Raw genomic sequence first — 19,963 nt, 5'->3', positions numbered from 1 at the left:
CGAGCCTCCGGCCGGGGCCGTAGGGGGAGCGAGCTCCTCCGTCGCCCTATGCAGGGAGGCCGGGCAGGGCGCTGGTGACCGGCGTCCGGCCGGCCGCCGTGCGCCAGCCGACGGCGCGCAGCTCGGCCGCGGTCAGCTCGCGCACGGCCAGCTCGCGGATCGCCTGACCGGCGGCCTGGTCGAGCACCCACGTCCAGGACCGGGACGTCTCCTCCTCCAGGGTGGCCGCGAGGGCCGCGGCGTCCACCGGGGAGAGCACCGGGAAGGGCAGCGTGTAGCCGCCCCGCGCGGGCACCGGGTCCAGACCGCGTTCGGCCAGGAGGGTGAGCAGGGCGTCGCGGACGTCCCGGTGCGCCTCCTCGGCGGCGGCGACCACGGCCCGCTCCCCTTCGGGCCAGGCCGCCCCGACCACGCCGTAGCCCCAGACGGCCGCGCGGGTGGCGGCCAGCGCGTCCTGCAGCGCGGCGGCCTCCCGGCCGGCCGGGGTCGTCGATCCGCTCGCCGGTGTCCCGCCGTCGGTGCCGTCAGCCATCGCCGTGCCGCCCTCCGCCTCGTCGTCCGCCTCGTCGTCCGCCCCGTCGTCCGCCGGTGATCTCCCGACCGGCCCGGCCGGTCACGCCAGCAGCCCGTCCTGGCCGCGCAGGCCGGCGGCGATGCTGCCCAGCAGGGCCGCGCGGGCGCCGCTGAAGGTGGGGGCGGCAGCGGCGTGCGCGTCGGCCGCGGCGACGACCTGCGTGCGCAGCCACGCCCGGGCGCCGGCCGGGTCCGGGCCACCGCCGGTCGGGGGGGCCGAGCTGCCTGTCGCCCGGGGCGATGCCGCCTGCAGCCGGTCGAGCTGGGTGCGGGCCTGCTGGGCCAGCGTCGCCGCGGCAGCGGCCAGCTCCGGGTCGGCGGCGAAGGCCTGGTCGTAGGCCCGGACCAGCGTCTGCTGCACGGTCAGCTGCGCCGCCAGCTGGTCGGCCTGCTGGGGGGTGACCGCGTCGGCCGGGTCGCCGCCGTCGCCGGCCGTGCACGCCATCGCCGTGGCGGCGGTGCCCGCCAGGGCGGCCGCGAGCAGGGTGCGCCGGGAGAAGGCGCCCGCGCGCGGGACAGGGGAGCCGGCAGCGGACATCGGCGTCCATCCTGACAGCCGACCGGCTCCGCCCCGGGGGTGACGCACCGGTGTGCCGCGGGAGTCCGTCGCTGGCCGCGAGCAGGTCCCCGCCCGGGCGGTAGCCTGACGGTTCACCCCGACGCGCCCGCACCGGCGCCGCGCCCCGGCTCCCGGTCCGCGAGGTGACGCCCGCACCGCACGACCACCCGACGCACGCACCACCCCACGCACGCACGGACGACAGGAGGCAGCCGGTGTCCACCCGAGGTGCCCGCACCCCCGACGCGGTGACCACCCATCTCGCCGCCTCGGTCGAACCGGTCGTCACCGCCGCCGGCTACGACCTGGAGGAGCTGGTCGTGCGCCCTGCCGGTCAGCGCTCGGTCGTCCGCGTGGTCATCGACCGGGACGCCGGCGTGAGCCTCGACGACGTCGCCGAGCTCAGCCGGGCCCTGTCCGACGTGCTGGACGGCGAGGACGAGGCCTTCGGGCGGGCGCCCTACGTGCTGGAGGTCACCAGCCCCGGGGTCGACCGGCCGTTGACCGCGCCCCGGCACTGGCGCCGGAACGTCGGCCGGCTGGTCGACGTCACCGTCGGGCCGGACGGGTCGCGGGAGCCGCTGGTCGCCCGGGTGCTGCGGGTCACCGACGAGGGCGTGGTCCTCGAGGTGCAGAAGGGCGGGGCCAAGAAGGGCCAGGTCCGCAGGGCGGCAGGGGAGCGGACGGTCGTCTGGGCCGAGCTCGGGGAGGCCCGGGTGCAGGTCGAGTTCGCCCGCCCCGCGGGGCACCGGGACGCCGGTCTGGTCGACGAGCCGACCGGTGACGGCGAGCACGACGACGAGCACGACGACGAGCACGACGACGACGAGGACGAGAGCGCGGACCTCGACACCGGCGACGACGAGATGGACCACGAGCAGGACCCGGCCGGTTCCCCCGCGGCCGACGCGAGCGGACGGACCGGGCGACCGGGGCCGCGCCGCGCGCCGCGGGACGACCGGCCGCGACGAGGAGGCAGGAAGTGAACATCGACGTGACCGCCCTCAAGGCGGTCGAGCGGGAGAAGGGCATCCCCGCGGACACGGTGCTGGAGGCGATCGAGACCGCCCTGGTCACCGCCTACCGGCACGCCGACGGCGCCGCCAAGCACGTGCGCGTGCACGTGGACCGCAAGAGCGGTGAGGTCGCCGTGCTCGCCCAGGAACTCGGGCCCGACGGCGAGGTCGTCCACGAGTGGGACGACACCCCCCGCGACTTCGGCCGGATCGCGGCGAGCACCGCCAAGCAGGTCATCGTGCAGCGGCTGCGCGACGCCGAGAACGAGCAGACCTTCGGGGAGTACGCGGGCAAGGAAGGCGACATCGTCAGCGGCATCGTCCAGGCCGACCAGCGGCGCAACGCCAGCGGCGTCGTCATGGTCGACATCGGCAAGGTGGAGGCCACCCTGCCGGCCGCCGAGCAGGTGCCGGGGGAGCGCTACGTCCACGGCAGCCGGCTCAAGGGGTACGTGGTCTCGGTGGCCCGCAGCTTCCGTGGCCCGCAGGTGACCGTCTCGCGCACCCACCCGAACCTGGTGCGCAAGCTGTTCGCGCTGGAGGCCCCAGAGGTCGCCGACGGCAGCGTCGAGATCGTCTCGGTGGCCCGCGAGGCCGGGCACCGGACCAAGATCGCCGTCCGCACCTCGGTGCCCGGGCTCAACGCGAAGGGTGCCTGCATCGGCCCGATGGGCCAGCGGGTGCGCAACGTGATGAGCGAGCTCAACGGCGAGAAGATCGACATCGTGGACTGGTCGGACGACGACGCCACCTTCGTCGCCTCCGCGCTGTCGCCCGCCCGGGTCTCCAGCGCCCGGGTCGTCGACCCCAAGGCGCGGGCCGTGCAGGTCGTCGTCCCCGACTACCAGCTGTCGCTGGCGATCGGCAAGGAGGGCCAGAACGCCCGCCTCGCCGCGCGGCTGACCGGGTGCCGGATCGACATCCGCAGCGACGCCCAGCCCCTCGACGACGGCCCGGCCTCACCGGGCGTCGGGCGGGCGCCGCTGCGCCCCGGCCCGGCCGAGCAGCGACCCGGGCTCCGCGGTCCGCAGACGGGGCAGCGCCCTCCGGTGCGGCGGGCGGAACATCCCGGACGAGCAGCGCGCTAGACTCATCGATGGCCGACACGTCGATCCCGGTCCGCACCTGTGTGGGGTGCCGGCGACGCGCTCCGGTCACCGAGCTGTTGCGTGTCGTCGTCCGTGACGGGGGTCTCACCCCCGACCCGCGGCGGCGGCTCCCCGGCCGGGGTGCGTCCCTGCACCCCACCGGTGAGTGCCTGCACGCAGCAGTGCGGCGCCGGGCCTTCCCGCGCGCGCTGCGCAGCAGCGTGCCGCTGGAGACCGGTCCGCTCGAGAGCCACGTCGCCCGGTCCGCCGGGCGTGCGGCGCCGGGCGGGACACCGTCGGACCGGCACCCGGCCGGTCCACCACTCGAACAGGACGACCCCTCGGATGAGCAACCCGTGAAGTCGCCACGATGACCATGCACCACTGACGACGAGGTCGAGCGGGCCAGCCGCCGGCCTCACGAAGAGGAGACCCGTGCCAGGCAAGGCCCGCGTACACGAGCTCGCGAAAGAGCTCGGCGTCGACAGCAAGGCAGTGCTCGCCAAGCTCAAGGAGCAGGGCGAGTTCGTGAAGTCCGCCTCGTCCACCGTCGAGGCCCCGGTGGCCCGACGGCTGCGAGAGGCGTTCCCCGGGGGTGGCTCAGGCTCCGGTGAGAGCCGCAGCAGCTCCGCCCCCCGTCCCGGTCCGCGCCCGGCCCCCCGTCCGGCCGCGCCCAGCGCGCCGGCGGCCGCGCCCCAGGCTCCGGCGACCCCCGCTCCGGCGCCCGCGCCGCAGGCCGAGGCGCCTGCGCCGCAGGCTCCGGCGGCTCCTGCCGCGCCCGCACCGGCAGCGCCTGCCGCGCCAGCACCGGCGGCTGGGCCTCGTCCCGGGCCGCGGCCCGGTCCCCGTCCGGCGGCTCCGGCCCCGACTCCGGCTCCCGCCCCGGCCCCGGCCGCGGCGAGCGCACCGCCCCAGCAGCCCCCGGCCGCTCCGCAGTCCGGGCCCCGTCCCGGTCCCGCGGCGCGTCCCGGTCCCGGTGGCGGCGCCACCCCGGGCGCTCCGCGTCCGGCGGGCGCCGGACCGCGTCCCGGCCCCCGGCCGGCGCCGCGTCCGGGCAACAACCCCTTCAGCAGCGCGCCGCGGCCCGCGGCCCCGGGTCGTCCCGGCCCCGGTGGCGCTCCCGGCCAGGGCGGTCCCCGTCCCGGCCCGGGCGCCGGTGGCCCGCGTCCCGCGGCCGGTCCCGGTGGGCCCCGTCCCTCCGCCGGTCCCGGTGGGCCCCGTCCCTCGGCCGGTCCGGGTGGGCCCCGTCCCAACCCGGGCATGATGCCGCAGCGTCCGAGCCCGGGCATGATGCCGCCGCGCCCCGCCGGCGGCGGTCGCCCCGGTGCCCCCGGCGGCCGCGGTCGCCCGGGTGGTCCCGGCGGTGGTGGCGGTTTCCGTCCCGGTGGTGGCGGCGCGCCCGGTGGCGCTCCGGCCGGCGGTGGCTTCCGCCCGGGCGGCGGTGGCCGCGGTCGTGGTCGCGGTGGCTCCGGTGCGGGCACCGCGGGTGCCTTCGGGCGTCCGGGCGGTCGCGGTCCGGTCCGTGGGCGCAAGAGCAAGAAGCAGCGGCGTCAGGAGTTCGACTCCATGGCGGCGCCCAACATGGGCGGCGTCAGCCTGCCGCGTGGCAACGGGCAGACCGTCCGCCTGCCGCGGGGCGCCTCGCTGACCGACCTGGCCGAGCGGATCAACGCCCAGCCGGCCGCGCTGGTCACCGCCTTGTTCCACCTGGGCGAGATGGTCACCGCGACGCAGTCGGTGAACGACGACACGCTGCAGCTGCTCGGTGCCGAGATCGGCTGGGTCATCCAGGTGGTCAGCCCCGAGGACGAGGACCGCGAGCTCCTCGAGACCTTCGACCTGACCTTCGGTGACGAGGAAGGTGACGAGGAGGACTGGTCCTCCCGCCCGCCGGTGGTCACCGTCATGGGTCACGTCGACCACGGGAAGACCAAGCTCCTCGACGCGCTGCGGAACGCCAACGTGGCCGGCAAGGAGGCCGGTGGCATCACGCAGCACATCGGCGCCTACCAGATCGTCACCGAGCTGGAGGGCAACGAGCGCCCGGTCACCTTCATCGACACCCCGGGTCACGAGTCGTTCACCGCGATGCGTGCCCGTGGTGCGAAGGTCACCGACATCGTCGTGCTGGTCGTGGCCGCCGACGACGGCGTCATGCCGCAGACGGTCGAGGCGCTGAACCACGCCCAGGCCGCCGAGGTGCCGATCGTGGTCGCGGTCAACAAGATCGACAAGGAGGGGGCCAACCCCGCCAAGATCCGCCAGCAGCTCACCGAGTACGGGCTGGTGGCCGAGGAGTACGGCGGCGAGACGATGTTCGTCGACGTCTCCGCGATCTCGGGCCAGGGCCTCAACGACCTGCTCGCGGCGATCCTGCTGACCGCCGACGCCTCCCTGGACCTGCGCGCGAACACCGAGCAGGACCCCCAGGGCGTGGTGATCGAGGGCAAGCTGGACAAGGGCCGGGGCCCGGTGGCCACGGTGCTGGTCCAGCGCGGCACGCTGCGCCAGGGCGACTCGATCGTGGCCGGCGACGCCTACGGGCGTGTCCGGTCGCTGCTCGACGAGCACGGCAACAAGCTCAAGGAGGCGCTGCCGGCCCGCCCGGTGCAGGTCGTCGGCCTCACCTCCGTGCCGCGGGCCGGGGACACCTTCCTCGTCGTCGAGGAGGACCGCGTCGCCCGGCAGATCGCCGACCGCCGCCAGGCCCGGATCCGCAACGCGCAGAACGCGCAGATGCGGAAGCGGATCAGCCTGGAGGACCTGGACGCGGCGCTCAAGGAGACCCGTCAGCTCAACCTGATCATCAAGGGCGACAACTCGGGCACCGTCGAGGCGCTCGAAGAGGCGCTGATGAAGATCGAGGTGAGCGACGACCTGTCGCTGCGGGTCATCCACCGCGGCGTCGGCGGGATCACCAAGAGCGACATCGACCTGGCGCTGGCCGACGACGTCATCGTCCTGGGCTTCAACGTCCGGGCCGAGGGCCAGGCCACCGAGCTGGCCAACCGCGAGGGTGTGGACGTCCGGTACTACACGGTCATCTACCAGGCCATCGAGGAGATCGAGTCCGCCCTCAAGGGCATGCTCAAGCCGGAGTACGAAGAGGTGCAGCTGGGCACCGCGGAGGTCCGCGAGGTCTTCCGTGTCCCGCGCATCGGCAACGTCGCCGGCTCGCTGGTCCGCAGCGGCACGATCGTGCGCAACTCCAAGGCGCGCCTCATCCGCGACGGTGCCGTGGTCGCCGACAACCTGTCGGTCGACTCCCTGCGCCGCTTCAAGGACGACGCGACCGAGGTCCGCGAGGGCTACGAGTGCGGTATCGGCCTGGGGTCGTTCAACGACATCAAGGTCGACGACGTGATCGAGACCTTCGAGCTGCGCGAGAAGCCGCGCGCGTAATCGAAGGACCCCCGTGCCCCCCACCACTCGCAGGCTCGTGGCGGGCCCCTGCACGGGGGCCGCAGGTCGGCGGGAGGTGGTCCGGTGTTCACCGGATCACTGACCGCCGACCTGCTGCTGGGGGACGTCCACTCGCTCAAGGGCAAGCGGGCCGTCGTCCGGCCGATCGTGGCCGAGCTGCGGCGACGCTTCGCCGTGGCGGCCGCCGAGGTGGGTGACCAGGACCTCCACCGCCGGGTGCAGGTCGGGGTGGCCACCGTGGCCGGCGAGGCCGGGCAGGTGACCGACGTGCTCGACGCGTGCGAGCGGTTGCTGGCCGAACGCCCCGAGGTGACGCTGCTGTCGACCCATCGGCAGCTGCACAGCGACACCGATTGACGGAAGGACCCCCTCGCCCCCCGCCGCTCGCAGGCTCGCGACGGGCCCCTGCGAGGGGGCCGCTCCATCCCACGAACCAGGAGATCCGAGATGGCTGACCCGGCCCGGGCACGACGGCTGGCGGTGCGCATCCGCCAGATCGTCTCCGCCACCATCGAGACGCAGATCAAGGACCCACGCCTGGGGATGGTCACCATCACCGACTCGCGGGTGACCAGCGACCTGCGCGAGGCGACGGTGTTCTACACCGTGTACGGCGACGCCCAGGAGATCGAGGACTCCGCCAAGGCGCTGGCCAGCGCGACCGGGGTCCTGCGCTCCACCGTGGGCAAGCAGACCGGCATCAAGTTCGTGCCCTCGCTGACCTTCGTGGCCGACATCGTCCCGGACACCGCGCGGGAGCTCGAGGAGGCCCTCGAGCGCGTCCGGCGAGCCGACGCCGAGCTGGCGCGCGCCCGGGAGGGCGCGCAGTACGCCGGCGAGGCCGACCCGTACCGCCGTCCCGCCGTCGACGAGGACGACCAGGACGGCGACGACCGCGAGGGCCACGACGCCGTCGACGACGACACCGCCGAGCTCACCGACCCGGCCGACGCGCCGGCGACCCCCCGGAGCGCCACGTGACCGAGACCAGCGACCCGATCGACCCCGAGGGCCCCGACGAGCCACGGGTGACCCTGGGCGGGCGGGAGGAGCCGGCCACCGGCGACCCGACCGCGGGCGGCAAGCGCGGGGAGATCGGGGAGGTCCCGAGCATCGCCGCCGACGAGCCCGACGACGGCAGCACCTACCCGGTCGGCGGTGGCGACATCTCCGCCGAGCCGCAGCAGCCCCCGCACGCCGACCCCGGGCCCGACGGAACCCCGTGACCGCCACCGTCTCCGCCCCGCTGGCGGCCGCGGTGCGGGTGCTGGCGGAGGCGGCCGACGGGGGCGCGACGGTCGTGCTCTCCGGGCACGTGCAGCCCGACGCCGACGCGCTGGGCAGCACCCTGGCCCTGGCCGAGGGGCTGCGCCGTCGGGGTGCCCGCGTGGTCGCCACCTTCCCGGCACCGTTCACCCTGCCCGACTCGCTCGCCTGGCTGCCCGGCGCCGACCGGCTGACCGACCCGGCGACCGTGCCGGCCGCGGTCGACGTCTTCGTGAGCCTGGACGCCGCCTCACCCGGCCGGCTGGGCGAGCTCGCCCCGCTGCTGGCGTCCGCCGGGCGCTCCGTGGTCGTCGACCACCACGCCAGCAACCCCGGCTTCGGCCAGGTGCGGCTGGTCGAGCCGCACGCCGCGGCGACCGTCGCGCTGGTCGCCGAGATCCTGGACGGGCTCGACGTCGCGCTGGACCGGGAGCTGGCCACCTGCCTGTACGCCGGGCTGGCCGCCGACACCGGGTCCTTCCGCTTCGGCAACACCGCCCCCGGCACCCACGAGCTGGCCGCGCGGCTGCTGCGCACCGGCATCGACCACGCCGCGATCAGCCGGCGGCTGTTCGACACCGCGCCCTTCGGCTGGCTGGGGCTGCTGTCCCAGGTCACCGGCCGGGCCCAGCTGGAGACCGGGGTCGGCGAGGGCCTGGTGTGGACCTGGGCCACCGCGGCCGAGGCGCGCGGGCACGGGCTGGCCGCCGACCAGCTCGAGGCGCTGGTCGACGTGGTCCGGGCCACCGCCGAGGCCGACGTCGCCGCCGTGGTCAAGGGGCACGACGACGGCAGCTGGGTGGTCTCCATGCGCTCCCGGGGCGCCACCGACGTGTCCCGGGTCGCGATCGCCCTCGGGGGCGGCGGGCACCGCGCGGCCGCCGGGTACACCTCCGCGCTCGACCTGGAGGGCACCGTCGACCAGCTGCGGTCGGAGCTCGGCCGGGCATGACCGAGGCCGGCCCGCCCGCGGCCGAGCGGAGCATCCCGTCGCTGGCGGCGCCCGCGCTGGTCGTGCTCGCCGCCGAGCCGCTGTACCTGCTCGTCGACACCGCCGTGGTCGGCAACCTGGGCACGGTCGCCCTGGGCGGCCTGGCCGTCGGAGGTGGCGTCCTGGCGGTCGTCGCCGGACTGCTGAACTTCCTCGCCTACGGCACCACCGCCCGCGCCGCCCGACGGGCGGGCGCCGGGGACCGGGCCGGCGCCGTCGCCGAGGGGGTCCAGGCCACCTGGCTGGCCGGGTGCCTCGGCCTGGGGGGCGCGATGCTGCTCCAGCTGCTGGCCGGGCCGCTCACCCGGCTGATGGCCGGCGGTGCCGGGCCGGTCGCCGCCGCCGGTGAGCAGTGGCTGCGGGTGGCCAGCGCCGGCCTGCCGCTGCTCCTGGTCGCCCTGGCCGGCAACGGCTGGCTGCGCGGCGTGCAGGAGCTCCGCCGGCCGATGGGCTACGTGCTGGCCGGCAGCCTCGTCAGCCTGGTGCTGTGCCCCCTGCTGGTGCACGCGGCCGGCCTGGGCCTGGTCGGCTCCGCCGTGGCGAACGTGACCGGTCAGGCCGTCGCCGCAGCGCTGTTCGGCTGGTCACTGGCCCGGGAGGTGGCCCGGCACGGGATCGACTGGCGCCCCCGTTCCGCGGCGCTGCGGGGGCAGCTGGTGCTCGGCCGGGACCTGCTCGTGCGGGCGGCGGTCCTGCAGCTGGCGTTCGCGGCGGCGGCGGCGGTCGTGGCCCGCGCGAGCACCGCGCAGCTGGCCGCCCACCAGATCGCCCTGCAGCTGTGGCTGTTCCTCGCCCTGGTGCTGGACGCCTACGCCATCGCCGCGCAGACCCTGGTCGGGCACGCCCTCGGCGCCGCCCGGCCGGCCGATGCCCGCCGCACGGCGGCCCGGGTCCTCCGCTGGGGTCTGGGCACCGGCGTGCTGGTGGCGGCGCTGCTGCTCCTGCTGCGCCCGGCGCTGCCCGGGCTGTTCACCGACGACCCCGCGGTGCTCGCCCAGACCGGGGTGGTCTGGTGGTTCCTGGCCTTGATGCAGCCGCTGGCGGGCGCGGCCTTCGCCCTCGACGGCGTGCTCATGGGCGCCGGCGACGTCGCCTGGCTCCGCACGGTCACCGTCGGGTCGGCGCTGGTGGGCTTCGTGCCGCTGTCACTGCTGTCCGGCTGGCTGGACTGGGGGCTGACCGGGGTGTGGAGCGGGCTGACCCTCTTCATCGTGCTGCGGCTGGTCGCGGTCGGCTGGCGGGTGCGGGGCAGCGCCTGGCTGGGTGAGACGGTGACGACGTGAGTCCCAAGAGACCGGATGCCGACGTCCCGCCGTCCCTGCTGCTGGTCGACAAGCCCGGCGGCATGACCTCCCACGACGTCGTGGCCCGCGCCCGCCGGGTGCTGTCGGTGCGCAAGGTCGGCCACGCCGGCACGCTCGACCCCATGGCCACCGGCCTGCTGGTGCTCGGGGTGGGGGCCGCCACCCGGCTGCTGGGTCACCTGGCCGGCTCCGACAAGGTCTACGCGGCCACCCTCCGGCTCGGGCAGTCGACGGTGACCGACGACCGGGAGGGGGAGGTCACCGACACCACGTCGGCCGCCGGGGTCACCGAGGACGCCGTGCGGGCCGCCCTGGCCGCCCAGGTCGGGCCCCTCCAGCAGGTGCCCTCATCGGTCAGCGCGGTCAAGGTCGACGGACGGCGCTCCTACGACCGGGTGCGGGCCGGTGAGGAGGTCGAGCTGGCCGCCCGGTCGGTCACCGTGCACGCCATCGACGTCCACCGGGTGACCCGGCCGGCCCCGGACCTGGTCGACGTCGAGGTCACCGTCTCCTGCAGCACCGGCACCTACATCCGGGCGATCGCCCGGGACGTCGGTGCGGCCCTCGGCGTCGGCGGGCACCTCACCGCACTGCGGCGCACGTCCTCCGGGCCCTTCGACACCGGCCAGGCCCGGCCGGTCGAGGAGGCCGCCGGGGCGCTGGGCGAACGGGGGAGCGGCCCCGGCGTGCTGCCGCTGGCCGAGGCGGCCCGCGCGGTCTTCCCGGCCCGCGAGCTCACCGCGGAGGAGGCCGTCGCCCTCGGCTACGGCCAGCGGGTGCCGGCCACCGGCGCACCCGGCCTGCACGCCGCGATCGCCCCCGACGGCCGGCTGGTGGCCCTGGTCGAGGACGCCGGCCCGGTGGCGCGGGTCGCCGTCGGCTTCCCGCAGGCCTGATCGCGGCGGCACCTGCGGGGCGTGAGCGGACCCGACCAGCGGGCGGCCGGGTCCGGGTCGAGCCGGGCGAGCCCGAGGTCGGTGGTGCGCGGCTGCTGGCCCGTGGCCGGAGTCTGGCGCACCCGGCGTGTCGGTTCCCGGCCGGGCGGGCAGGATGCGGGGCATGAGCGTCGTGAAGATCAACGTGGTGACCATGCCGGAGGACAAGCGCGAGCGGTTCGAGGAGCGGTTCCGGGGCCGGGCCGGCGCCGTGGAGACCACCGAGGGCTTCGAGTGGTTCGAGCTGCTGCGCCCCGTCGAGGGCACCGATGCCTACCTCGTCTACACCCGGTGGACCAGCGAGGAGGCCTACCAGGCCTGGCAGTCCAGCCAGGACTTCGACCGCGCCCACGCCGGCGGAGGCGACACGCTCGCCCCCGCCGCGGAGCGGTCGAAGAACCACCTGTGGAGCTACGAGGTCGTCCAGTCCTCCGGTCCGCACGGCGAGAAGAGCTGAGCTCCCCCGTCCGCGGGGTGGGCCGCCCCGGTGCCACTGGCCGCACGGGAGCTGCGGACTAGGGTGACGGGGCGGCCCGGCACCCGCCGGGCACCGCGCCAGCACGAGCACCAGCAGGTGGGAGCCATGACCGACACGCTCGCCGACAGCCGTACCTCCGCTCGGGTCTTCACCGACGGCGTGCCGGTGGTCGCGGAGGACGTGCCGCGCCGGCCCACCGTCGAGCGCGCGGCCGTGCTGGCCGACCCGGGCTTCGGGCGGCACTTCACCGACTCGATGTTCGTGGCCCGGTACCGGGCTGGCGAGGGTTGGGTCGACGCCCGGCTCACCGCCTACGCGCCGCTGCAGCTCGACCCGAGCGCCGCCGCGCTGCACTACGCCCAGTCGATCTTCGAGGGGCTCAAGGCCTACGCCCAGCCCGACGGCAGCGTGGCCACCTTCCGCCCGGAGGCCAACGCCGCCCGCTTCGCCCGCAGTGCCCGCCGGCTGGCCATGCCGCCGGTGCCCGAGGACGCCTTCCTCACCGCTGTCGACGCGCTGGTCGACGCCGACCGCGACTGGGTGCCCACCGGCCCCGACCAGACGCTCTACCTGCGCCCCTACCAGCTCGCGGTCGAGCCCTTCCTCGGCGTCCGGCCGGCGCACGAGTACCTCTTCGTGGTCATCGCCAGCCCGGCCGGTGCCTACTTCCCGCGCGGGGTGCACCCGGTGTCGGTCTACCTCTCCGAGGACTACATCCGCGCGGCTCCCGGGGGCACCGGCGACGTCAAGTGCGCCGGCAACTACGCCGCCAGCCTGCTGGCCCAGGAGCAGGCCATCGCAGCCGGCTGCGACCAGGTCGTGTGGCTGGACGCCGTGGAGAAGAAGTACGTCGAGGAGATGGGCGGGATGAACCTGTTCTTCGTCCTCGGCGCCGGCGACGACGCCGAGCTGGTCACCCCCGAGCTCACCGGCACGCTGCTCCCCGGCATCACCCGTGACTCACTGGTCACCGTCGCCCGCGAACTGGGGCACACCGTGACCGAGCGGAAGTTCAGCGTCGAGGAGTGGCGGGCCGGGGTGGCCGACGGCACGATCACCGAGACCTTCGCCTGCGGCACCGCCGCGGTGATCACCCCGGTCGGCTCGGTCAAGGCGCGCACCGGTGACTTCGTCGTCGGCAACGGCGAGCCCGGCCCGCTCACCATGCGGCTGCGCGAGCACCTGCTCGACGTCCAGCACGGCCGGGTGGCCGACACCCACGGCTGGCTGCACCGCGTCCCCGCCGCCTCCTGAGCCGGCCGGTACGGGGGAGCGACGTGCTGCGCTGGCGCGGGCTGGACGCCACGCCCGGTGACCTAGGGCGCACGGTGGTGACCATCGGCATGTACGACGGGGTCCACCGGGGGCACCAGCAGCTGATCGGTGCCGCGGTGGCCCGCGCCCGCGCGATGGGCCGCCCGGCGCTGCTGCTCACCTTCGACCCGCACCCGTCGGAGGTGGTCCGCCCCGGGTCCCACCCGGCGATCCTCACCTCGGCCGATCGCAAGGCCGAGCTGGTGGCCGCCCTCGGCGTGGACGCGATGTGCGTGCTGCCCTTCACCCAGGAGTTCAGCCGGCTCGACCCCGGCGAGTTCACCCACACCGTGCTGGTCGAGCACCTGCACGCCGCGCGGGTCGTCGTCGGCCGCAACTTCACCTATGGGCACAAGGCCGCCGGCACGGTGGCCACCCTGACCGCGGAGGGCCGCCGGTTCGGGTTCAGCGTCGAGGGGGTCGACCTGGCCAGCGTCGCGCAGGCACCCGACCCGGTCGGCGGTGGCGACGTCACGATCTCCTCCACGTACATCCGCGCCTGCGTGGCCGCCGGCGACATGACGTCGGCGGCGCTGGCGCTGGGCCGGCCGCACCGGGTCGACGGCATCGTCGTGCGCGGGGACCGGCGGGGCCGTGAGCTGGGGTACCCGACGGCCAACGTGGAGAGCCCGGCGCACACCGCCGTCCCGGCCGACGGTGTCTACGCCGGGCACCTGGTGCTGCGCGACCACCAGACCGGGGCCAGCGGGGCCCGGCACCCCGCGGCGATCTCGGTGGGCTCCAACCCCACGTTCGCCGGCGCCCGCCGCACGGTCGAGGCGCACCTGCTCGACTTCGACGGCGACCTCTACGGCGAGCACGTCGGGGTCGAGTTCGCCGAGCGGCTCCGCCCGATGACCGCCTTCCCGGGCGTCCCGGAACTGCTCGTGGCGATGGCCGAGGACGTCGCCCGGACCCGTGCGGTGCTGGGTCTGACCTGACCGGCCGTCGGCGTCGGCTGTGACCGGTGTGTAACCTTGGCGCGGACGTCGGGTGACCGACGTGTGTGCATGCTGCCCCCGTGACACAGACCGGGGGCCACACGTGACCTGCCCTGGAGGCACCATGGCGCTGGAGAGCGCGACGAAGAAGCAGATCATGACCGAGTACGCGACGGTCGAGAACGACACCGGTTCCCCCGAGGTGCAGGTCGCGATGCTGACCCGACGGATCAGCGACCTGACCGAGCACCTCAAGATGCACAAGCACGACCACCACAGCCGGCGGGGCCTGCTCCTGCTGGTCGGCCGCCGCCGGCGGCTGCTGAACTACCTGGCGAAGACCGACATCAACCGGTACCGCTCGCTCATCGAGCGGCTCGGCCTGCGCCGCTAGCACCACCGAGGGGACCGCTCCGGCACGCCGGGACGGTCCCCTCACTCGTGCGGCACCCGCCGCACGGGCCCACCGGCGGTCTGCCGTCCCCCACCAGCGGGCCGGTCCTCGGTAGTGGCCCCCGGGCACGTTCGGCCCGCACCCGGTGCGGGCACACGACACCCGGGAGCTTCGATCGAAGACCGGTCGCCCCGGAGGAGAGCCGGCGCAGCCCGCCGCGAAGAGGACGTCGCCGTATGCGACGTAGGAAGAGGACACGATGTCCGCACCCAGCACAGAGACCACCGACTTCGACGCCGAGGACGGCGTCTACACCGCGACCGCGGTGATCGACAACGGGGCCCTCGGCTCCCGCACCGTCACCTTCGAGACCGGCCGTCTCGCCAAGCAGGCCGCCGGCTCCGTCGTCGCCACCATGGGCGACACCACGCTGCTGTCGGCCACCACGGCAGGCCGCCAGCCCAAGGAGCAGTTCGACTTCTTCCCGCTCACGGTGGACGTCGAGGAGCGGATGTACTCGCTCGGGAAGATCCCCGGTTCGTTCTTCCGCCGCGAGGGCCGCCCGTCCGAGGACGCGATCCTCACCTGCCGGCTGATCGACCGCCCGCTGCGCCCGACCTTCGCCAAGGGCCTGCGCAACGAGGTCCAGGTCGTCATCACGGTGCTGTCCCTGGACCCCGACCACCTGTACGACGTGCTCGCCATCAACGGCGCGTCGGCCTCCACCCAGCTCTCCGGCCTGCCGTTCTCCGGCCCGATCGGCGGCACCCGGGTGGCGCTGATCAACGGCCAGTGGGTGGGCTTCCCGACCCACGCCGAACTCGAGGACGCCGTCTTCGACATGGTCGTGGCCGGCCGGGTCCTGCCCGACGGCGATGTCGCGATCATGATGGTCGAGGCCGAGGCCACCGAGAAGACCGTCGAGCTGGTCGCCGGTGGGGCCACCGCCCCGACCGAGGAGGTCGTGGCCCAGGGCCTCGAGGCCGCCAAGCCGTTCATCAAGGCGCTGTGCCAGGCGCAGTCCGAGCTGGCCGGCAAGGCCGCCAAGCCCGAGGCGCACTTCCCCCGCTTCCTGGACTACTCCGACGACGTCTACGCCGCCGTCGAGGCCCAGGCCGCCGAGAAGCTCGCCGTCGCCCAGGCGATCGCCGGCAAGCAGGAGCGCGAGGAGGCCACCGACGCCCTCAAGGACGAGGTCAAGGCCGCGCTGGCCGGCCAGTTCGAGGGCCGCGAGAAGGAGATCTCCGGGGCCTTCCGTGCCGTCACCAAGAAGGTCGTCCGGCAGCGCATCCTGCGCGACAAGATCCGCATCGACGGCCGCGGCCTCACCGACATCCGGCCGCTGTCGGCCGAGGTCGAGGTGCTCCCGCGGGTGCACGGTTCGGCGCTGTTCGAGCGCGGCGAGACCCAGATCCTGGGCGTCACCACGCTGAACATGCTCCGCATGGAGCAGCAGCTGGACACGCTGAACCCGGTCACCCGCAAGCGGTACATGCACAACTACAACTTCCCGCCCTACTCCACCGGTGAGACCGGCCGGGTGGGCTCGCCCAAGCGCCGCGAGATCGGGCACGGCGCGCTTGCCGAGCGTGCGCTGCTGCCGGTGCTGCCCGACCGCGAGGAGTTCCCCTACGCGATCCGTCAGGTCTCCGAGGCCCTCGGCTCCAACGGCTCCACCTCGATGGGCTCGGTCTGCGCCTCGACGCTGGCCCTGCTGAACGCCGGTGTGCCGCTGAAGGCCCCGGTGGCCGGCATCGCCATGGGCCTGGTCTCCGACGAGGTCGACGGCAAGACCGAGTACGTCGCGCTGACCGACATCCTCGGTGCCGAGGACGCCTTCGGTGACATGGACTTCAAGGTCGCCGGCACCAAGGACTTCGTCACGGCCCTCCAGCTGGACACGAAGCTCGACGGCATCCCCTCCGACGTCCTCGCCGGTGCGCTGACCCAGGCCCGCGCGGCCCGGCTGCACATCCTCGACGTCATGCTCGAGGCGATCGACGGCCCCGACGAGATGAGCCCGTACGCCCCGCGGGTGACCACGGTGCGCATCCCGGTCGACAAGATCGGCGCGGTCATCGGCCCGAAGGGCCAGATGATCAACGCGATCCAGGACGAGACCGGCGCCGACATCACCATCGAGGACGACGGCACGATCTACGTCGGCGCCTCCGACGGCCCCTCGGCCCAGGCCGCGGTCGACCGGATCAACGCGATCGCCAACCCGACGCTGCCCAAGGTCGGCGAGCGGTTCCTCGGCACCGTGGTGAAGACGACCGCCTTCGGTGCGTTCGTCTCGCTGCTGCCCGGCCGCGACGGCCTGGTGCACATCAGCAAGCTCGGTGGCGGCAAGCGGATCGCCAAGGTCGAGGACGTCGCGAACGTCGGTGACAAGCTCCAGGTGGAGATCACCGACATCGACGCCCGCGGCAAGATCAGCCTGGTGCCGGTCGCCGAGGGTGACGCGGCCGCCGCCGGCGACGCGGCTCCGGCCGCCGACGCCACGCCCGCGGAGGCGTGACCACCTCGGACGGCCTGACCGGGGCCGGGACGGGCGCTGCGGCGTCCGTCCCGGCCCCGGCCGGTCTCACCGCCGGCACGACGCAGGTGCTGGACGTCGACGAGGTCGGCGGCCGGGTGGAGCGGACGGAGCTGCCCGGGGGGCTCCGGGTGGTCACCGAGTCCATGCCGGGTGTCCTCTCGGCGACCCTGGGCATCTGGGTCGGCGTCGGATCCCGGGACGAGAGCCCGGCGCTGGGGGGCTCCTCGCACTTCCTCGAGCACCTGCTGTTCAAGGGCACGCGCAGCCGCACGGCGCTGGAGATCGCCACGGCGATGGACGCCGTGGGCGGTGAGATGAACGCCTTCACCGCCAAGGAGCACACCTGCTACTACGCGAACGTGCTCGCCAGCGACCTGCCGCTGGCGGTCACGCTCCTCGGTGACCTGGTCACCGAGGCGCTCAACACCGCCCCGGACCTCGAGTCCGAGCGCACGGTGGTGCTCGAGGAGATCGCCATGCGCGACGACGAGCCCGCCGACGCCGTGCACGACCTGTTCTCCGAGACCCTGTTCGGCGACTCCCCGCTGGGCCGGTCGGTGCTCGGCACCATCGAGTCGATCGAGGCGCTGACCCGCGACGACGTCGACGGCTGGTACCGCTCGCGCTACCGGGTCCCCTCGATCGTGGTCTCGGCCGCGGGACGTGTCGACCACCAGCAGGTGGTGGACCTGGTGACCGCGGCGTTCGGCGACCGGCTGACCGGGACCGGGGGACCGGACCCGCTGCGGTCGGGCGACGACCGGCCGGACGGGCCGGCCCGCCCGGCCGGACTGATCCACCGGCGGACCGAGCAGACCCACCTGCTGCTGGGGAGCGTCGGCCTCCCACGGCTCGACGACCGCCGGTACGCCGCGGCGGTGCTCGACGCCGCCGTCGGCGGGGGGATGAGCTCCCGGCTGTTCCAGGAGGTCCGCGAGAAGCGCGGGCTGGTGTACAGCGTCGGTTCGTCGCTCACCCACTACGCGGGCACGGGCACCTTCTCGGTGTACGCCGGCTGCTCGCCCAAGCGGGTTCCGGAGGTGCTCCGACTGGTGCGTGCGGAGCTCGCCGAGGTGGCCGCCCGCGGGCTGCGCAGCGACGAGGTGGCCCGTGGCCGTGGGCAGCTGAAGGGCGGGCTCGTGCTGGGGTTGGAGGACACCGGCTCGCGGATGAGCCGGCTGGGCAAGAGCGAGCTCTCCTACGGGGAGTACCTGCCGGTCCGCACCGTGCTGGAGCGGCTGGACTCGGTCGACGAGGAGCAGGTGCGGTCGGTCGCCGCCGACCTGCTGACCCGCCCCACCTGCCTGGCCGTCGTCGGCCCGTACCGCGAGCGCGACCTCGACGCGCTCCTGGGCTGAGCGGTGTCCTCACCGCTGCGGATGCACGGCGCCCTGTCCCGGGGCGTCCTCGCCGTCACCGTCCTGGTCTCCCTGGCGGTGCTGTTCGCACCGCCAGGCGGCGTGCCGGACAGCCCGCCCGGCGTGGACAAGCTGGTCCACCTGCTGCTCTTCGCCGCGCTGGCGGGCAGCGGACGCTGGGCGGGCATCGGTCGTGCCGTCCTGGCCGGCACGCTCGTGCTCTACGCCGCGGTGAGCGAGCTGCTCCAGGGAACCGACATGGTGGGCCGGAACGCCTCCGTGGGCGACCTGCTCGCCGACGTGGTCGGGCTGGTCCTCGGCCTGGCGGTCTGGACGGCGTTCACCCGCCGACGCCGCACGACCGTGAGCTGATCTGCTGCCGCCGGGTGGGCCGCCTTGCGCCGGGCGGCCGGGTTGGTGAGCATCGCGGGGTGAGCACACCCCCCACCCCGACCGTGTCCGCCGCCGAGGCCCCCGCCGGGGAGGCCCCGCTCATCCCGGTCGGCGTGCTGGGCGCACGGGGCCGGATGGGCACCGAGGTGTGCCGCGCCGTCGACGCGGCCGAGGACATGGAGCTCGTCGCCATGGTCGACGAGCGGGACTGGCTGTTCAACGTCGCCGACGCCGGCGCACAGGTGGTCGTGGACTTCACCCGCCCGGACTCGGTCATGGAGAACATCCGCTTCTGCATCGACCAGAACATCCACTGCGTGGTGGGGACGACGGGCTTCGACGAGGAGCGCCTGGCGACGATCGCCCAGTGGTTGCAGCCCAAGCCCGACCTCGGGGTGCTCATCGCGCCGAACTTCGGCATCGGCGCCGTGCTGCTCATGCGCTTCGCCCAGGAGGCCGCCCGCTTCTTCCCCTCGGTGGAGATCGTGGAACTGCACCACCCGGCCAAGGTCGACGCCCCGTCCGGCACCGCCGCGCGCACCGCCCGCCTGGTCGCTGCGGCCCGGCGGGCGGCCGGTGTCCCGGACGCGCCGGACGCGACCCGCGAATCGGACTCCCTGCCGGGCGCCCGGGGCGCGGACGTCGAGGGGGTCCCCGTGCACGCGGTCCGGTTGACCGGACTGGTCGCGCACCAGGAGGTCCTGATGGGCGCGGCGGGGGAGACGCTGACCCTGCGGCACGACTCCTACGACCGGGCGTCCTTCATGCCCGGCGTCCTCCTGGCCGTGCGCGAGGTCCGCAACCGCCCCGGCCTGACGGTCGGGATCGAGTCCCTCCTGGGCCTCTGAGCACCTCCCCGTGGTGCACGGGGGGCTCCTGCGGCGCTCGAACGGGCTCGCAGCACGTGACCTGGCTCGCATTCCAGCGTCGACTGCACGGCGCTGACCTGCGCGTTCGCCGTGCAACCCGTCCCATGGGAGGCGGAACGTGCACCAGATGGCCACCTGCGGTTTGACGAGCCCCCTCCGGCCACGTAACTTTCTTTCTGCGCCGAGCGAGACCGGGCCGAAAGGGCCGGGAGCCGCGAGGTCAGACCCCCGGGTGTGACAGCGAGCCGTGCACGGCGTAACGTGGAACAAGCCGCCGCGAACGATGGCCGGAGAGATTCGGTCGGGTTTCGTGCGCGTCCGCTCCTTGAGAACTCAACAGCGTGCCGAAAGTCAGTGCCATATAGTTAAACCCCCATTCGGCCTGGTCGTTCTGCGATTGGGTTGGGGATTCCTTTGGTTGATTGACATCGAGAGTGCTAGCTCTCGGTTCTCAGCCGTGGGTTGAATTCATCTACGGAGAGTTTGATCCTGGCTCAGGACGAACGCTGGCGGCGTGCT

Annotated in this window: 20 protein-coding genes and 1 pseudogene; 19 read left to right on the top strand and 2 right to left on the bottom strand. The window is 74.6% G+C overall.

The window, feature by feature from the left end:
• Positions 1-46 precede the first annotated feature (46 nt).
• Complete coding sequence (locus ACI79A_RS15815; protein ID WP_457084706.1) at positions 47-532, bottom strand: ferritin-like domain-containing protein; 486 nt, start codon at positions 530-532, stop codon at positions 47-49.
• Between the two features lie 81 nt (positions 533-613).
• Positions 614-1,111: a hypothetical protein gene (locus tag ACI79A_RS15810; RefSeq protein ID WP_457084705.1), complete on the bottom strand. Its 498-nt coding sequence runs from the start codon at positions 1,109-1,111 to the stop codon at positions 614-616.
• Positions 1,112-1,347: 236 nt separating this feature from the next.
• On the opposite strand from ACI79A_RS15810, the gene rimP reads away from it, so the two are divergent.
• The 19 genes and pseudogenes from rimP to dapB all read left to right on the top strand — a co-directional run bounded on the left by rimP (position 1,348) and on the right by dapB (position 19,423).
• Positions 1,348-2,118 (top strand): ribosome maturation factor RimP, encoded by a 771-nt coding sequence (gene rimP / locus ACI79A_RS15805; RefSeq protein ID WP_457084704.1) that lies wholly within the window; start codon positions 1,348-1,350, stop codon positions 2,116-2,118.
• Complete coding sequence (gene nusA, locus ACI79A_RS15800; protein ID WP_457084703.1) at positions 2,115-3,236, top strand: transcription termination factor NusA; 1,122 nt, start codon at positions 2,115-2,117, stop codon at positions 3,234-3,236. Before rimP ends, nusA begins: the two co-directional genes overlap by 4 nt.
• An 8-nt stretch (positions 3,237-3,244) precedes the next feature.
• Complete coding sequence (locus ACI79A_RS15795) at positions 3,245-3,610, top strand: YlxR family protein (protein WP_457084702.1); 366 nt, start codon at positions 3,245-3,247, stop codon at positions 3,608-3,610.
• A gap of 61 nt (positions 3,611-3,671) precedes the next feature.
• Positions 3,672-3,812, top strand: a pseudogene (locus ACI79A_RS15790) (translation initiation factor IF-2 N-terminal domain-containing protein); the annotation flags it as partial.
• Between the two features lie 990 nt (positions 3,813-4,802).
• Positions 4,803-6,638 (top strand): translation initiation factor IF-2, encoded by a 1,836-nt coding sequence (gene infB / locus ACI79A_RS15785; RefSeq protein WP_457084739.1) that lies wholly within the window; start codon positions 4,803-4,805, stop codon positions 6,636-6,638.
• Positions 6,639-6,722: 84 nt separating this feature from the next.
• On the top strand, positions 6,723-7,016 hold the full coding sequence (locus ACI79A_RS15780; protein WP_457084701.1) for a DUF503 domain-containing protein: 294 nt from the start codon (positions 6,723-6,725) through the stop codon (positions 7,014-7,016).
• A gap of 90 nt (positions 7,017-7,106) precedes the next feature.
• The gene (gene rbfA, locus ACI79A_RS15775; protein WP_457084700.1) at positions 7,107-7,640 is read left to right on the top strand and encodes a 30S ribosome-binding factor RbfA; all 534 of its coding nucleotides are present in this window, start codon (positions 7,107-7,109) and stop codon (positions 7,638-7,640) included.
• Positions 7,637-7,885 (top strand): hypothetical protein, encoded by a 249-nt coding sequence (locus tag ACI79A_RS15770; RefSeq protein ID WP_457084699.1) that lies wholly within the window; start codon positions 7,637-7,639, stop codon positions 7,883-7,885. The genes rbfA and ACI79A_RS15770 overlap by 4 nt, the downstream gene beginning before the upstream one ends.
• Positions 7,882-8,877 carry a DHH family phosphoesterase gene (locus ACI79A_RS15765; protein ID WP_457084698.1) on the top strand — a complete coding sequence of 332 codons (996 nt, stop codon included), beginning with the start codon at positions 7,882-7,884 and terminating at the stop codon, positions 8,875-8,877. The genes ACI79A_RS15770 and ACI79A_RS15765 overlap by 4 nt, the downstream gene beginning before the upstream one ends.
• Positions 8,874-10,199 carry an MATE family efflux transporter gene (locus tag ACI79A_RS15760; RefSeq protein WP_457084697.1) on the top strand — a complete coding sequence of 442 codons (1,326 nt, stop codon included), beginning with the start codon at positions 8,874-8,876 and terminating at the stop codon, positions 10,197-10,199. The genes ACI79A_RS15765 and ACI79A_RS15760 overlap by 4 nt, the downstream gene beginning before the upstream one ends.
• The gene (truB, locus tag ACI79A_RS15755; protein ID WP_457084696.1) at positions 10,196-11,116 is read left to right on the top strand and encodes a tRNA pseudouridine(55) synthase TruB; all 921 of its coding nucleotides are present in this window, start codon (positions 10,196-10,198) and stop codon (positions 11,114-11,116) included. Before ACI79A_RS15760 ends, truB begins: the two co-directional genes overlap by 4 nt.
• A gap of 163 nt (positions 11,117-11,279) precedes the next feature.
• Positions 11,280-11,612, top strand: coding sequence for an antibiotic biosynthesis monooxygenase family protein (locus tag ACI79A_RS15750; protein ID WP_457084695.1), 333 nt, complete (start codon positions 11,280-11,282; stop codon positions 11,610-11,612).
• 126 nt (positions 11,613-11,738) lie between these two features.
• Positions 11,739-12,887, top strand: a complete 1,149-nt coding sequence (locus ACI79A_RS15745) for a branched-chain amino acid aminotransferase (protein WP_457084694.1) — start codon at positions 11,739-11,741, stop codon at positions 12,885-12,887.
• A 23-nt stretch (positions 12,888-12,910) separates the two neighbouring features.
• Positions 12,911-13,888 carry a bifunctional riboflavin kinase/FAD synthetase gene (locus tag ACI79A_RS15740; protein ID WP_457084693.1) on the top strand — a complete coding sequence of 326 codons (978 nt, stop codon included), beginning with the start codon at positions 12,911-12,913 and terminating at the stop codon, positions 13,886-13,888.
• A 124-nt stretch (positions 13,889-14,012) separates the two neighbouring features.
• Entirely contained in the window at positions 14,013-14,282 is a 270-nt protein-coding gene (gene rpsO / locus ACI79A_RS15735) for a 30S ribosomal protein S15 (protein ID WP_029339129.1), read from the top strand.
• A gap of 259 nt (positions 14,283-14,541) precedes the next feature.
• Positions 14,542-16,803, top strand: coding sequence for a polyribonucleotide nucleotidyltransferase (locus ACI79A_RS15730; RefSeq protein WP_457084692.1), 2,262 nt, complete (start codon positions 14,542-14,544; stop codon positions 16,801-16,803).
• Positions 16,800-18,182: a M16 family metallopeptidase gene (locus tag ACI79A_RS15725; RefSeq protein ID WP_457084691.1), complete on the top strand. Its 1,383-nt coding sequence runs from the start codon at positions 16,800-16,802 to the stop codon at positions 18,180-18,182. The genes ACI79A_RS15730 and ACI79A_RS15725 overlap by 4 nt, the downstream gene beginning before the upstream one ends.
• Positions 18,183-18,185: 3 nt before the next feature.
• Positions 18,186-18,554: a VanZ family protein gene (locus tag ACI79A_RS15720; protein WP_457084690.1), complete on the top strand. Its 369-nt coding sequence runs from the start codon at positions 18,186-18,188 to the stop codon at positions 18,552-18,554.
• A 59-nt stretch (positions 18,555-18,613) separates the two neighbouring features.
• Positions 18,614-19,423: a 4-hydroxy-tetrahydrodipicolinate reductase gene (dapB, locus tag ACI79A_RS15715; protein WP_457084689.1), complete on the top strand. Its 810-nt coding sequence runs from the start codon at positions 18,614-18,616 to the stop codon at positions 19,421-19,423.
• Positions 19,424-19,963 lie beyond the last annotated feature (540 nt).

The organism is Modestobacter sp. SYSU DS0657 (genome assembly GCF_054050925.1).
Note: the sequence above shows the minus strand (reverse complement) of the source record. Positions and strands in the feature narration are given on the sequence as shown.

Bases quoted from the DNA above. Each gene is read 5' to 3' on its own strand.
- ACI79A_RS15795 (WP_457084702.1), top strand. From the start codon at position 3,245: ATGGCCGACACGTCGATCCCGGTCCGCACCTGTGTGGGGTGCCGGCGA.
- rpsO (WP_029339129.1), top strand. From the start codon at position 14,013: ATGGCGCTGGAGAGCGCGACGAAGAAGCAGATCATGACCGAGTACGCG.
- ACI79A_RS15750 (WP_457084695.1), top strand. From the start codon at position 11,280: ATGAGCGTCGTGAAGATCAACGTGGTGACCATGCCGGAGGACAAGCGC.
- ACI79A_RS15730 (WP_457084692.1), top strand. From the start codon at position 14,542: ATGTCCGCACCCAGCACAGAGACCACCGACTTCGACGCCGAGGACGGC.
- ACI79A_RS15815 (WP_457084706.1), bottom strand. From the start codon at position 532: ATGGCTGACGGCACCGACGGCGGGACACCGGCGAGCGGATCGACGACC.
- ACI79A_RS15745 (WP_457084694.1), top strand. From the start codon at position 11,739: ATGACCGACACGCTCGCCGACAGCCGTACCTCCGCTCGGGTCTTCACC.
- ACI79A_RS15810 (WP_457084705.1), bottom strand. From the start codon at position 1,111: ATGTCCGCTGCCGGCTCCCCTGTCCCGCGCGCGGGCGCCTTCTCCCGG.
- ACI79A_RS15760 (WP_457084697.1), top strand. From the start codon at position 8,874: ATGACCGAGGCCGGCCCGCCCGCGGCCGAGCGGAGCATCCCGTCGCTG.
- infB (WP_457084739.1), top strand. From the start codon at position 4,803: ATGGCGGCGCCCAACATGGGCGGCGTCAGCCTGCCGCGTGGCAACGGG.
- rbfA (WP_457084700.1), top strand. From the start codon at position 7,107: ATGGCTGACCCGGCCCGGGCACGACGGCTGGCGGTGCGCATCCGCCAG.